The organism is Paenibacillus sp. WG02 (genome assembly GCF_055396115.1).
In genome coordinates this window covers 1726855-1741224 of record NZ_AP036016.1, presented here as the reverse complement: position 1 = coordinate 1741224, position 14370 = coordinate 1726855, and the positions used below count along the sequence as shown (strand labels likewise).

Here is a 14370-nt window from a genome sequence, read left to right as displayed (position 1 = left end):
CGCTTTATTAACTCGAACATGCAATCTAGCCTCTCAAACAACATAGTGGCAGCAGCATCTCACGCGCTTCATATACTCTTTACACAAAATCAGTTGCACCTGACGAAGGTCTGGCATATAATAATATTAATTAGAATTATTATAAATAAGGAGGAAACGTATGAGTATCGAATACGACTATCACCATCTCCATCATGTGAAAGAACAGAGCAAATCCAGAAAAACGTTATGGGTGACTCTCATACTGACCGCCTTTTTCACTATTGTAGAAATTGTAGGTGGGGTGCTCTCTAATTCCCTTGCTTTGCTATCCGATTCTGCCCATATGATCTCCGACGTCATCGCTTTGGGATTAAGTATGGTTGCTCTGAAGCTAGCTACTCGTCAGCCTAACGCGCGGTTCACCTTTGGGTTCCTGAGGTTTGAGATTATCGCTTCATTTCTTAATGGGTTAGCCCTCTGTATCATTGCTTTGGGAATTTTCATAGAAGGGATTCAACGTATCATTGACCCGCAGCCGATTAAACTAGCCCTTATGCTCGGAATTGCTTCCATCGGTTTCGTCGTCAATCTTGTGCTTACTTTGGTTCTCCATAACAGTGTGAAAGAAGAGGACAATCTGAATGTGAAAAGCGCGTTGTGGCACTTTTTCGGCGATTTACTCAGCTCGGTAGGTGTCATTATCTCTTCTATTATCATTTATTACACAGGTCTTCTCTTTTTCGATCCCCTGATTTCGATGGTTATTGGAGGCATTATTTTCATTGGTGGAAGCAAAATCATTCGAGAATCTTACCTGATTCTGATGGAGTCAGTGCCTGAACGCTTCAACTTAGATGAAATTCGCAGCGAGATCGCGCGTGTTGAAGGTGTCGAAGATGTGCATGAAATGCATCTATGGGCGGTTTCGACCGATCATTACTCTCTAACCGCGCATGTGTTCATCAATCCCAATATCCAACCCTTCTGTGTTATTCTTGCGATTAATGAAACGCTGAAAAGTAAATATGGCATCGAGCACTCCACCATCCAAATTGAACATGCCGACATTAATCCACATGGGGATTATGGCAAGGAGTTTTTGAAACATCAAAGACAAACGCATAGAAATGAGCTTCAAATCTAATAAGGGAATGACAAAAAGACCGCTATACTTCTCCTCTTAGAGAGAGTATAACGGTCTTTTCATGTTGTTGTAGACTTCCTTACAATCATCTCCAAATCAATCATCAGCTCATGCCCGTGAATACGCGGCAAGTGCTTTTCCAACAGCAGTGTATTCTCCTCGTCCAAGTCTTCACCTATCTGCCGCATCAGAAAAGCCGCGACTAAGCTCGTTTGCAGCTCTACTGGCATCTCGAAGCTTGTGATAGAGGGAAAGCTGGCCTTAGAAAATAGTTCATTGTCCATTCCAATCAACTGCACATCCTCTGGCACACGAATGCCTCGCTCATGACACACAGCTAGAAGCTCCAGTGCCAACGCATCATTAAAGGTGTAGATGCCAATAGGCCGCTGCTCGCCGCTTATGCGCAGAGCTTCCTCCAGTGTTCCTTCGATACCGAGCTCTCCCGCATCCAAAAGCGCATGCACCGTCGACTCGGCATTATCTCCTAGCCCTGCCATAAACCCTTGGATACGCTGCTCATTAGCCCCCATCCCTTTACGCCTGCCGGCATAAATAATGGAGCGGCAGCCGTTTGCGAGGAAATGCTGGACGGCTTCCGTCGAAGCCTTTGCAAAATCCAAATTAACCGCCAGCTTGACGATTTCGCTAGGCCATTCCCAGCCATTGAAGATAACCAGCGGCGTGCCCTCACCGACTAATTGCTGGGTCGATTCCATGCTCATCGCTAAACCATGGCTCACTAAACCGTCTACTCTTCGCTGCAGCAAGTGCTCCAGGTGACGCTTCTCGATCACTGGATCCATCCCCGCTGCTGAAAATACGGATAAATGATAGCCGAAACTATGTACTTTCTGCTCCAGTTTCTCAGCAAATCGGCCATAATAGCCGCCGAAATGCGGTATGATAAGCCCTAACTCATAGGATCGACGCCGACTAAGGTTCGTTGCCATCACATTGCGGCGATAACCTAGTCGTACAACGGCTTCCTCCACTTTGCGTATCGTCTCTGGCGACATCGGCACCTTTCTCCGATTCAAAACATTGGATACCGTCGCGATGGAGACGCCCGCTTCAGAAGCCACATCGACTATGGTGGGCTGTTTACTTCTCTTCATAGGAAATCCCTCATTTTTGTAATGCCTTAACTCATTTTATCCATATGCAAATCGCTCGTCAAATTTCGATAATCTGTGCATTCCTACAGCAATTAGCTATAATGAAAAGATTCGTGCACTCGAAAAAGCAATTGCTTAGGGATGCATACAGCCTTTGAAAAGAAAACGTAAGGAGTTCACACATCATGTGGTTTATTGCAGCAGTCGGCAGTGCCGTACTATTTGGTCTCACCGGCTTTTTTATGAAAGTGAGTCAAATGCGCCAAGGCTCCACACCGCATCTATTGCTCGGACTTTATCTCACAGGAACACTTGGCTTCGCTGTGAACAGCCTATGGGAAGGCTCCCTCTTCTTAGATGATTGGCGTGTTTGGTTAGCTGGCATCATCATTGGCGTAGGATCAGGCTGGGGCAATGTTGTGTTCATGAAAGCGCTTGAGAACGGTCCGGCAAGCTTAACAGCGCCGCTAATGAACCTAAATATTTTGCTAGTCATTCTCATGTCCGTCACCATCTATGGTGAACACATACATAGCACGGAAGCCAGCGGTATCGTCCTGCTTATTGCCTCAGCGATTCTTGTATCCATTAAGCTCAAAGAGCCTCTCACAATCAAAGAGAAGAAATGGTTCGCACTCGTTGCGCTCGGCGGACTTCTATTCTTCTTCCGCAATGGTGGCTTGAAAGTCACTGCCGAGCTAGCATTAGCGAATACGCCTATTCTATTTATCAGTTATTTGCTATCCGCCATTTGGTTCGCCATAGCCGCAGTTAGCCATACAAAGAAGCAGCAAAAGCCTGTCCAACAAGGACTTATAATTACCAATGATGCATTACCAAGTCGTACAGGACTTCTATGGGGGCTGCTTTCCGGCTGCTTCTCTTACGGCGGCCTTCAGCTTTACTCTGTCGCGCTGCAAATGGGACCGGGTTCCATTGTCGCGCCCATTTTCTCCACTTATGGACTTGTCGTCGTTGTCGGTTCTGTTCTGGTTTACAAAGAAAAATTGACCATTCTGCAAGGTCTCGCCTTAGCTCTTCTATTTGCAGGTCTCATATTTGTAAAGCTTTAAAAGATCAAATACTTCTTTAATTTCGTTTATCAGCTAGTATCTATTTTCCACTCCATTCACTTTCATATTTTTTGGTAAATTTCCCTTTATTTCGTGCTATAATCTTGGGTGAATAAAGTGACTGATCTGAGAGTCAAAATGGAGGAATTCGCAGAATGTTACAGTATCGTCCAGTTACGTTATGGCTCTTTTTTCCCATTCTCGGCCTATTTCTTTCTATGGCGTTATACCCTTTGGCTATCGAAAATAGTAAAAAACCTCATGCCTATACCTACTCTAAACTGCAAGCCACCAATGGTGTTGAGCTTCATGTGCTGAAAACGAAGCCTGAGAACATCGCACTTAAAGCCATTGATAAAAATGTCACTAAAACAGGCTTATATGGCATTAATGGCGGATTTTTTTACAATGGCGATTTGCTCAGCATTGCTGTAACCAACGACCTTCCAGCCAAAGGAGAAGCCAATGATTACGGAACCGGTTGGTATAATACAGATGTATCGCGCGGGACGCTCGTCTGGGATGAAGCGCTGCGAGCCTTCAATGTTCAGATCGTCAAGCATGCGGGCGAGCTTAAAGTGACGGAACGCAACCACTATTGGGCGCAAGGCGGCGTTAGCATGAAACTAGGGGATTCCATGGGCTGGGAAGCTCAAATGATTGCCGAAGAAATGCCCGCTTATGATGAAAATCGTCTCCGTTCCGCAGCAACCTATGACACCCAAGGCAACGTCTGGTTAATCGTCACGCCGACTACTTGTACCATAGAACAGTTTCGCAGCGCCATTTTGCAAAAAATCGTACCTGGTCAGTTAGTCGACGGTATTTTTCTCGATGGAGATGGTTCTTCTCAACTAATGAGCCGAGAGAATAAGCTGCATGGCGATGGTCGCGAAGTGTATCAAATCATGCAGATTATGAAATAAAACGAAGAGTCTTCTAGTCAGATCTCCATTCATCCTGAGGCAAGGGGAGAGTCGTGATATGAGCGATTTCTACTTAGTAAAGCTGCAGCAAAAAAGACCGTGTTTAGAGAATCTATTCTCTAAAGCACGGTCTTCTTCGTAGTCTGTTCTTTTCTATTTCTCTATTCCTACTGACTGTTTCCAGAACTCTGTTTAGCTTGCTCGACAGCTAAGGGGTCCACAGGAAGACTAATCCCCTGCTGAACTTTCAAAATCCGCTCCATGACAATAACCGCTTGAGCTCTAGTTGTCGCCTCGGCCGGAGCGAGGTTTCCAGCGTTTAAGCCTTGAAGAATCCCTTTGTTCACTGCTCCAAGCATGACAAAATTAGGGGTTACAACCGTATTCATTTTTTGTAGCTCAGGGCTTACGAAGCGCAGGGCCAACGTCGCAATCTCCTGACGAGTAATCGGTAGATCCCAATCCGCTTGAAGATCCCCTGCTTGTAAAATGCCCGTTTTTTGTAGAACGTCTACATAAGGCTGATACCATGCTTGATCTGTACGGACTGTAGATACAGGCACGTTCATGGCCTTAACGGCAAGTTTTAGAAATTCAGCTCTGGTAATGGCGTGATCGGGAAGGAAACTTCCGTCACTATACCCTTCAACGAAGCCTTTCTCTGCTGCTTGAAGAATAGAATCCTTCGCCCAATGGCCAGCGAGATCATTGAAATTAGCACTTAATCCACTAATTAAAGTCGGCAGGTTTCGATTCGTTAATGTGTTGTCACCAAGCTGCCCCGTGTAGTTGCCTCCCCATGACCAAATGGTGCCATCTTTCAGCTTCACAATACTGTGAGTCCCGCCAGCTGCTGCTGCATCTGCAGAGCCTAAGTTCTTCACTAGCACTGGTTTGTTCTGATTGGTTTTTGAACCATCACCTAATTGACCAAATAAGTTCTGGCCCCAAACCCAGACTGTGCCGTCGTTTTTAATCGCTATGCTGTGATACGTACCGGCGGCAATCGATTTGATATTCATTAAACCGGTGACTTGAACTGGTTTGGTTTGTGTCGTTATTGTCCCATCGCCTAGCTCACCATAAGCGTTATATCCCCACGCCCAAACGGTTCCGTCTTCTTTAAGCGCAAGGGCATAATTTTTCCCAGCGGCTATCGCGACTACTCCGGTTACACCGTTAATTTCAACGGGCTGCTGTTTGCCAGCCAAAGTGCCGTCTCCCAGCTGTCCGCTCGTATTATCTCCCCAAGCCCAAATCTTCCCTGTATTTTGCAGAGCCAAATTGAAGTTGGAGCCTGCCGCCACTGCAACGATATTCGACAGCTGCACAATTTGATTAGACTCTGCCGAGCGATCATGGCCCAGCTGTCCGTAGGTATTGTCGCCATAGCTCCACACGGAACCATTATTTAGCAGGGCAATCGTATGATTGCTTCCAGCTGCTGCTGCAACTACCCCAGTCAATGCATTGACTTGTGCAGGTGTAGTCCGAGCCGTCGTTGTGCCATCACCCAGCTGGCCAAAGAAATTTTGCCCCCAAGTCCACAAGGTTCCATCTTCTTTGACAGCCACGGTATGAGCGTCTCCCGCTTCCACGGCCACTGCTTGCTCAAGTTTCAGTTGCTCTGGTGCTATTTTAGAGGAATTCGAACCCACACCTAGTTGGCCGAACGTGTTACTTCCCCAACCGTAAAGACGATTATTCTTAATGACAAATGTATCATTTTCTCCGGCCGTAAGTGGGAGTACTTTAGGACTCTTCATGATGACCGTGCCTTCACCTGGCTTTATTACAGGTGGATTTATCCAAGTATTCACTTGGATTTGTATGGGAGCAGGTTGGTTATTCAATGTCTTGTCACCCAGCTGACTGTAACTGTTATTCCCCCAAGCCCAAAGACTATCATCTTTCCCTACGGCAAATGTAAAATTGGTACCAGTCCCAATACGAGCCATCTCTGGGAGCCCATCGACGTGATCAGGAAACGTTTGGTTCCACGTTTTACCGTCATAAGCGGTTCCAACGCCCAATTGGCCTGAGGCATTGTCCCCCCATGCGTATACGCTGCCATCTTTCTTCAATGCAACGGCGTGAGAGGTGCCGGCGGAGATTTGGGTCACGTTCTCCAGCCCAGTTACGAGAAGCGGCAGCTTCTGTTCTTCCGTACCCGAATTGACGGCATTATACATCGAGCTCGGATCCGATGTCATGAGTCCCCATGTCAACACGGTACCGTCATCTTTGAGCGCCATGGAATAGTCAAAACCAGCCGCGATTTGAGTAATGTGCCAATAAGAGCTCGTCACCATGATAGGTGTATTCAATCGATTCTGGTCATATCCGTAACCAAGCTCTCCAAAATAGTTGTCTCCCCACGCCCAAACGACACCATCTTGATCAATCGCCAAAGTATGATAAGCGCCGCTGGCAATGGCTTTAACAGAAACGATGTTTCCTTTAACTTGGACAGGCTTACTTTGGGCTGTATTCGTGCTGTCACCTAGCTGTCCATACGTATTGTCGCCCCAACTCCAAGCTGTGCCGTCATCTTTGACAGCTACGGAGTGAAAATTCCCCGCTGAGATCGCCGTCACATGGGTCAAGTCCGCAACCTGAACCGGTGAATTTCGATCCACGGAGGTTCCGTCACCTAGCTGACCAAAGGTGTTTTCCCCCCAAGCCCAGACGGTGCCATCAGCTTTCAAAGCAAGCGAATGAGACTGCCCAACCGCAATTGCTGTAATATTCGACAATCCGCTAATAGGGGTCGGTTGATTGCGGTTGTTTAATCCAGATCCGAGTTTTCCACGCAGATTGTCTCCCCATGTCCACACGGTTCCGTCTTTCTTGAGAAGGACGGTGAAGCCTTTTCCACCACTGATTTGAAGGATGGAAGACGGTTTGATATCGGCTGTCCCAATGGCTGGCAGGCTCGCATCAGCCCAAGCTTTCTCAGGCACTCCTGAGAAAACCGTAAAGGCACTAAGCAGCATAAAGCCTAACAACCAAAAGGAAACGTTACGTTTCATTGTTTTCATGAGCCTTCTCCTTAAAGTTTTCCTTTTTGGAAAACTAACTTCGTAAGCATAATTTCCAACCATCACAACGAAACTGATGTTCCCGACTCCTGCGGTGCAGAAGGGTTGCGTTTGAATTTCTTTTTGATCCCGTTCATCCAGCCGTCAAGCAGTGTATAAACAACCGGAATCAATACTAAAGTTACAAGTGTGGACAAGGTTAATCCGAAAGCGACGACTGTCGCCATCGATGCTTGTGTCTCCGCCCCATCACCAAACCCGATTACAAGCGGAAGCATCGCAAGCACCGTTGTTGCCGTCGTCATGAGAATCGGGCGCAAACGTACCTTACCAGCTTCAATCAAGGCATCGAAGAGCGGCATTCCTTTGGCACGCAGCTGATTCGTGTAGTCGATCAAAACTATCGCGTTGTTCACGACGATACCAACAAGCATAATCATCCCGATAATCGAATTCATATTGATGGTCCGACCTGTCACGATAAGTCCGAGGATCGCCCCAATGAACGTGGGCGGCAATGAGAACATGATGATAAAAGGGCCATATAACGATTCAAATTGACTCGCCATAACCATGTAAACCAATGCGACCGAAAGGATTAGGATCAAATACAAGCTCTTAAAGGAATCATTTTGACTCGCCTGCTGACCGCCCATCGTTAGCTGATAGCCATCAGGTGGTTGAATGGCATCGATCTTCTGTTTCACCAGGGCGGATACTTCCCCAACCGAAGCGCCAAAAACAGATGCCTGAACTGTCGCTACCCGATTCTGATCTTGTCTGCGAATTTGCGCAGGTCCTGTGCCTGGCTCCACCTTGGCAATCTGACTGACAGGAATAACCGTCCCAGCAGTCGTATTAATGGTAATATTGTTGAAGTTTTCAATCTTGTTCGTAAAATCGTTCGGATACTTCACGAGAACCGAAATTTGTGAGCTCGCTGTTTTAAATTGCGTTGCGACATTACCCTGATAGGCGGTCCGTAAAGCTGTCATGACATCTCGCAGCGAAACCCCGTAGTGAGCCGCCGCATCGCGATCAATTGTTAGATTGAATTGCGGGATCGAACGATCCAATGTATTCTGAACATTCCGCGTACCATCTACAGAACTGATTTCTTGGGCCACCAAGTCACCCAACTTTTGCAAAATCGTCAAGTCGGGACCGGAAAGATTCACCTGAATGTCTCCTCCGCCAAAATTCCCACCGCCGCCAAGACCTGGAAGCCTTACGCCCGAAGGTATATTGACACCAATTTGCGCTCCAGCAAAGCCAGTCGTGAGTCCACGAATTTGTTCGGCGACTTGATCTGTGCTTTTCTTCCTTTCGCTTAGCGGTTTCAGCCTGATCTGAATACTCGCTGTGTTCGTTGCTGAGGATTGAAAAGCACCGCCCCCAGAAGAACCAACGGAAGTAAAGACGGAATCGATTTCCTGAACATCTTTCAATCTAGTTTCAAGCGTCGATGCTACTTGATTCGTAACTGCGAAATCTGTCCCCTGTGGCAGGTTGATATTTAAATTAACTTGGCCTTGGTCCGTCTTAGGCGTTAGTTCATTTCCTACAAACCGAACAGAGTACACACTGGCTGCAAAAAGCAGCACAGTTATGGTGATAATGATCCACCGATGAAGCATAGACCAACGGAGCAACCGACCATATAAGTGAGTTGTGCGGTTTAAAGCCCGACCGAACCAAATAAATGGATTGAATGACCTGCCTTTAGGCAGCTCCTCATCAACTTTCCCCCGTAGAAGTTTGGCGGCAAGCATAGGAACTAACGTTACAGCCGCAAACCATGCAGCAATATGGGAAAAACATACCACGAGCGCCATCGGCCAGAAAAATTGCTTAACCAAGCCGCCAATAAATACGGTTGGCAGAAATACAGCAATTTGAGCAAGCGCAGAAGCCATAACCGCCGTTCCTACTTCTGCAGTACCTACTTTTGCAGCCTCTTCTGGGGAAAGTCCTTCGTGCCTTTTACGGAAAATACTTTCCAGTACGACGACCGCGAAGTCCACGAGTGACCCTAGACCTAATGCCAGACCGCCTAAGGTGATCGTATTGATCGTTTGATGACCGAAATACATCATGCTGAAGGTACTGATAATGGATATTGGAATAACTAAACCGATAATGAGCGTAGCTCTGATACTGCGTAAGAAGAAAAGCAAAATGATGACGGAAAACACGCCGCCCAGCAAAGTATGCTCGATAACCGTATTCAATGAATCGCGAATAAATTTGGCTGAATCGTTCAATATAGCGACTTGCACGCCCTCCGGCAGCTTGGATTGAATAGATTGAAGCGATTTCTGGATATTACTCGAAACCGAAACCGTGTTGCCGTCGGATTGTTTAAGCACCGAGAGGCTGACACTGGCTTCTCCGTCTTTACGCGATTCCAACGTGACATCTTGATACGTGTCGATGATCTGTCCAAGGTCGCTTAGCGCGATCGTTTGACCCTTGCCAAGCTGTACCTGAACTTTGCCAATATCTGCGGTGGATTTAAATTCACCATCAATATGCAAAGGCACTAATTGTTTACCTTTATTAACGAGTCCTGCATCTGTGGAAGAATTATCATTTCCAAGAGCGGACACTAGTGTGCTGAAAGAGATGTTATACTGCTGCAGTCGGCTCGGCTCGACGAGAATTTGAATTTGTCTCACCCGTCCGCCGGATACACCAACGGATGCTACGCCATCTGCACGTTGAACGTCAGGACTGACGATGTTATCAGCTAAATTACGCAGCGTCACTAAATCGGTTTTCCCATAGAGAGCCAATGTCATGATTGGCGTACTGTTTGGATCGACCCTGGAAACAACTGGCGCATCGGCATCGGAAGGAAGCTGCCTGCGCACTCTGTCCAATTTATCGCGCATTGTTAATGTCGCCTGGTCAATATTCGTTCCATAGTTAAATTGCAGCGTCACATTGCCCGAACCCGTCCGGGAATTAGAGCTTATGCTCGTTACGCCTGCAACTGTCGCCATGGCATTTTCAATCGGCTTCGTAATTTGCTGCTCAATCTGGCCTGGTGAAGCGCCGCTCCATGAAACAGAAACCGTGGCCGACGGTATTTCTAGGTTCGGATATAGATCGACTGGTAAAAGTGGAATTGCAATGGCTCCCACAATGACCAGCGCGATCATCATCATGAAAATGGTGACTGGACGATGAACCGAGAAATTAGCTAACTTCACTGTCCAGCCCCCGCTTTCGAAGTGCCTGCATCAGTTCCGTTTGGACTCGGCTTTGCGCCGCCTTGATCAGTGCCTTGACCTTGCCCGCCAGATCTGCCTTGGCCGCCTTGACCACCGGATCTTCCTTGTCCTCCTTGGCCTTGACCTTGTCCCTGTCCACCTTTTCCTCCTTGGCTGCCTTGGCCTTGGTTTTGGCCTTGGCCGCCTTGACTACCCTGGCCATTTTGCCCACCTTGACCACCTTTGCCGCCCTGGCCATTTCCTTTACCAGCGCCACCTGCATCTTGCCCTGGTTGACCTACTTGGACAGGCACATTATCCGAGAGAAGCTCCTGACCCTTCACGACAAGCTCGTCGCCAACATTCAAACCGCTTGTAATTTCAAAAGAAGAGCTCGTCATCACGCCGATTTTCACAAGTACCTTCGAGGCTTTGCCATCCTTGACTATGAAAACAGCGTTGCCGCTTGGTTGGCTAAGCACAGCGTCGGCTGGTACGACGATAGATTGTTTGCCTTCGCTTTTCAAAGACGATGTTGCGAACATGCCCGGCAGCAGCTCATGTTTGTCGTCCTTCAGCTTAATGTCAACCAAATACGATTTGGAAGTAGCATCCATCGTTGGATGAACAATATATACCGTTCCCTCAAACGTTTTATTCAGTGTAGGCACATTAACCGACATCGATAGTCCCGTTTTGAATTTACCGACGGATGCTTCAGATACGTTCACGGTTGCGATGACCGGGTCAAAGGAAGCAATAGACATAACTGCGGATTGGCCTGTATTTTGTCCAACAGGTACTAGAATATTGCTAACAATTCCGTCTAGCGGACTAGTCAGTACACCATCCTGAAGCTGCTCGCTCAGCAATTTTAATTTCATTTGAGATTGCTGCAGTTGAGCGGCGCTTACCTGTAAAGAATCCGTGGATTGTGCTGTCATTAGGGATTGTTTAGATTGATCAAGCGTAGCTTCTGCCGTGTTCTTCGCAATATCCTGCGAAGACTGTGACTGTGCGAACTGTGTCCGGCTAAGCTCAATCTGAGCCGCAGCCGTCCCCTGTGTGTTTGCCAAAGATAGAAGCGCAGCGTTCAGAGACTCTTGAGCTACCTGCACGCTCTGAGAGCTTTGAGCTGTCAGGAGAGCATTTTGCAAGTTCGTCAACGATTGTTGAGCGGACTGCGTGTCTTTATATTGAGCCTGCTGTGCTTGCTGCAATTGAAGCTGCGCACTCTGCAGCTTAGCCATCGCACCAGCTTTATCTGTTGCTGTATTGTACGCAGCTACTGCTTGCTGCACATTCAGTTGATAGGTAACTATATTGTTATTCTGTGTTGTGAGTAGACTATCCAACTGCGAGTTCAAGTTCGTTTGGGCAACGGTTACGGCAGTAGCCGCATCGGCCTGCGCTTTGCTAAAACTAGCTTGGGCGTTAGAGACCCCTTGTTTTGCACTCTCGATGGAATTTTGCTGAGCGGCTATCGCGTTATTAAGTTGAGCTTGTGCCAAAACAACCGCGTTTTTTTGATCATTAATCGTTTTTTCGTAAGCTGCCTGCTGTACAGCCAAAGCTTTTTGAGCCAAAGCCACACTATTGGATTGATCATTAACCACTTTACTATACTGCGCTTGGCTTAAAGCGACATCACTCTTAGACTGCTCGACGGATTGCTGCAGCGTTGTGGTGTCAATATGCGCCAAAGCTTGTCCTACTTTTACACGATCCCCTACATTCACATCAACAGATGTAATGCGCCCGCTGACTTTCGAAGAAAGATTGGTCGTGAAAGCAGGTGTAATTGAGCCCGTAAATACTTGCCCGCCGCCAATGTCTGACAATTTGACTGGCTGTGTTTCTACCGTCATTTGACGTGTGCCCGAACGACCGTTAGCCCCTGGTTTAGCCGTGCCCGTTGCTGCTGTACTGCAACCAGTTATAGTGACGGTTATTGCGGTAACGACTGCGATGATTGTGATGCTGTTGAGTGAACTGTACTTCCTCATTGGATTGAAACCTCCGTCAAATTCTATTCATTTGGGCAAATCGTTCTTTTTCACCATACTAAAATTTCATGATAGAACTGTGATGCAAATGTGAATTAAAAGTAAAAATTTGCGGGTGAGGAGATTTTCTTTTATGGAAACGAGATTCCCTGCGATTCATGCCAAAGAAGGTGATGAGAATTTCTCATCACCTTCTTTTCAGCCTAGATACCAGCATTTACTGCTTGCTACTCCTCATGAGCCCCGATAAGCGAAATAATTTGCTTTTTCAGCTTAATAAACGACTCCGAATCTTTACAGTCCAAGTTCTCACGAAGTCCTTGCGGAATCACGACTTCTTGGCGAATCCTTCCCGGATGCGCCTGCATCACATACACGCGTTGAGATAAGAAGATAGCCTCCTCGATGTCATGGGTAATGAAAACGACGGTGGTTTTTTCCTTTTCCCAAATACGCAATAACAGCTCCTGCATCGAATTCTTCGTCTGCGGATCGAGCGCACCGAATGGCTCATCCATCAGCAGAACTTCCGGATTGTTCGCGAGGGCCCGAGCGATGGCGACCCGCTGCTTCATACCGCCGGAAAGCTCCTTCGGCAGCGATCTGGCGAACTTCTGCAGCCCGACAAGCTCCATGAAGTGATCGGAAATAGCCCTCTTTTCGAATATAGGAACGCCTTTAAGCGTCAGTCCGAACTCGATATTCTCCCTCACAGAAAGCCAAGGGAACAAAGTGTACGATTGGAAGACCATCCCGCGGTCAGCGCCAGGGCCATCAATCTCATGTCCGGAAATGCTTAACGTACCGGTTGTCATTGTCTCTAAACCCGCAAGTATTCGGAGGAGAGAGGACTTGCCACAACCCGACGGACCTACAAAACTGACAAACTCATGCGCATCCACATGGAATGAAACACGATCAAGCGCAATAAATTGAGATTTCTTAGTGCTATACACCTTCGTTACATCCGTCGCCGTAATTTTACTCACAGCCACAGCTTGATCATCAATGCGCTCCATATTCAAAGCACGCAACATTTAACGCCCTCCTTCCAGCCACGGGAAAAATCTGCGGTGACAATAAGCAAATGTGCGATCCGTTAACAATCCAAGCAAGCCAATGGCGATAATTCCTACGAAGATTTGATCCGTATTGAGGAACCGCTGTGCTTTCATAATGGAAAAACCAAGTCCGCTGCTAGCGGCAACCAACTCAGCTACAACAAGATAGGTCCAAGCCCAACCGATGATTAATCGCATGGTGTTCATTAAATCCGGCAATAGAGCAGGAATAAGCACCCTCTCGATAACTTGCCAACGGTTCGCACCAAGGGTATAGGAGGTTTGAAGCAAATCATTGGAAACCGAACGTGTATTATCGGCAACCATCAGCATGAGCTGGAAGAAACAGCCGATGAAGATGACGATCACCTTCGCCCACTCGCCTATCCCTGCCCAAACCATAATAAGCGGGATGAAAGCCGTCGCTGGCATATACCGGATAAACTCGGTAGGAGGAACGAGCAGCGCTTCAGCGAAGCGAAACGTACCTGCCATAATGCCAAGCGGAATACCTAGTAAACAAGCCAGCAGAAAGCCCGCCCCTACTCGAAATATACTAATGCCAACATGGTTCCAGAATACAGAGCTCTGCAGCTGAATTGCAAACTGGCGAAGTACTTGATCCGGTGTAGGTAGAAACGTGCGATTTACAAAGTCGCCATAGCTGAGCACACTCCAAAAGAGCATAGCTATCACAACAACGAGCACAACACCGGATGTATATGTTCTTCGGCTAATATCGCCCCGTATGGCAAACAAAGTTGATTTGCGTCTTTTTTTCACCATGGTATCCATGTAGAGCCC

Annotated in this window: 9 protein-coding genes; 3 read left to right on the top strand and 6 right to left on the bottom strand. The window is 47.3% G+C overall.

Annotated features, from left to right (window positions below):
* Positions 1-160 precede the first annotated feature (160 nt).
* A complete protein-coding gene (locus ACBP55_RS08255) occupies positions 161-1126 on the top strand; it encodes a cation diffusion facilitator family transporter (RefSeq protein ID WP_464650840.1) in 966 nt (321 codons plus the stop codon).
* 59 nt (positions 1127-1185) lie between these two features.
* Here the strand turns inward: ACBP55_RS08255 and ACBP55_RS08250 are convergent, their stop codons facing one another.
* Positions 1186-2244: a LacI family DNA-binding transcriptional regulator gene (locus ACBP55_RS08250; RefSeq protein ID WP_464650839.1), complete on the bottom strand. Its 1059-nt coding sequence runs from the start codon at positions 2242-2244 to the stop codon at positions 1186-1188.
* A gap of 185 nt (positions 2245-2429) precedes the next feature.
* Here ACBP55_RS08250 and ACBP55_RS08245 point away from each other — a divergent pair, with 185 nt between their 5' ends.
* Both ACBP55_RS08245 and ACBP55_RS08240 read left to right on the top strand, forming a co-directional pair.
* On the top strand, positions 2430-3317 hold the full coding sequence (locus ACBP55_RS08245; protein WP_464650838.1) for an EamA family transporter: 888 nt from the start codon (positions 2430-2432) through the stop codon (positions 3315-3317).
* A 155-nt stretch (positions 3318-3472) separates the two neighbouring features.
* Positions 3473-4243: a hypothetical protein gene (locus tag ACBP55_RS08240; protein WP_464650837.1), complete on the top strand. Its 771-nt coding sequence runs from the start codon at positions 3473-3475 to the stop codon at positions 4241-4243.
* Between the two features lie 167 nt (positions 4244-4410).
* On the opposite strand, the gene ACBP55_RS08235 is transcribed toward ACBP55_RS08240, so the two are convergent.
* The 5 genes from ACBP55_RS08235 to ACBP55_RS08215 all read right to left on the bottom strand — a co-directional run bounded on the left by ACBP55_RS08235 (position 4411) and on the right by ACBP55_RS08215 (position 14361).
* Positions 4411-7284 carry an RCC1 domain-containing protein gene (locus ACBP55_RS08235; RefSeq protein WP_464650836.1) on the bottom strand — a complete coding sequence of 958 codons (2874 nt, stop codon included), beginning with the start codon at positions 7282-7284 and terminating at the stop codon, positions 4411-4413.
* 62 nt (positions 7285-7346) lie between these two features.
* Positions 7347-10499 carry an efflux RND transporter permease subunit gene (locus tag ACBP55_RS08230; RefSeq protein WP_464650835.1) on the bottom strand — a complete coding sequence of 1051 codons (3153 nt, stop codon included), beginning with the start codon at positions 10497-10499 and terminating at the stop codon, positions 7347-7349.
* Positions 10496-12505 (bottom strand): efflux RND transporter periplasmic adaptor subunit, encoded by a 2010-nt coding sequence (locus ACBP55_RS08225; RefSeq protein ID WP_464650834.1) that lies wholly within the window; start codon positions 12503-12505, stop codon positions 10496-10498. Before ACBP55_RS08225 ends, ACBP55_RS08230 begins: the two co-directional genes overlap by 4 nt.
* Before the next feature lie 227 nt (positions 12506-12732).
* The gene (locus ACBP55_RS08220) at positions 12733-13542 is read right to left on the bottom strand and encodes an ABC transporter ATP-binding protein (RefSeq protein WP_464650833.1); all 810 of its coding nucleotides are present in this window, start codon (positions 13540-13542) and stop codon (positions 12733-12735) included.
* Complete coding sequence (locus ACBP55_RS08215) at positions 13543-14361, bottom strand: ABC transporter permease (protein WP_464650832.1); 819 nt, start codon at positions 14359-14361, stop codon at positions 13543-13545.
* Positions 14362-14370: the final 9 nt, after the last annotated feature.

Coding starts and splice junctions, on each gene's coding strand:
- ACBP55_RS08255 (WP_464650840.1), top strand. CDS start 161: ATGAGTATCGAATACGACTATCACCATCTCCATCATGTGAAAGAACAG.
- ACBP55_RS08250 (WP_464650839.1), bottom strand. CDS start 2,244: ATGAAGAGAAGTAAACAGCCCACCATAGTCGATGTGGCTTCTGAAGCG.
- ACBP55_RS08245 (WP_464650838.1), top strand. CDS start 2,430: ATGTGGTTTATTGCAGCAGTCGGCAGTGCCGTACTATTTGGTCTCACC.
- ACBP55_RS08240 (WP_464650837.1), top strand. CDS start 3,473: ATGTTACAGTATCGTCCAGTTACGTTATGGCTCTTTTTTCCCATTCTC.
- ACBP55_RS08235 (WP_464650836.1), bottom strand. CDS start 7,284: ATGAAAACAATGAAACGTAACGTTTCCTTTTGGTTGTTAGGCTTTATG.
- ACBP55_RS08225 (WP_464650834.1), bottom strand. CDS start 12,505: ATGAGGAAGTACAGTTCACTCAACAGCATCACAATCATCGCAGTCGTT.
- ACBP55_RS08220 (WP_464650833.1), bottom strand. CDS start 13,542: ATGTTGCGTGCTTTGAATATGGAGCGCATTGATGATCAAGCTGTGGCT.
- ACBP55_RS08215 (WP_464650832.1), bottom strand. CDS start 14,361: ATGGATACCATGGTGAAAAAAAGACGCAAATCAACTTTGTTTGCCATA.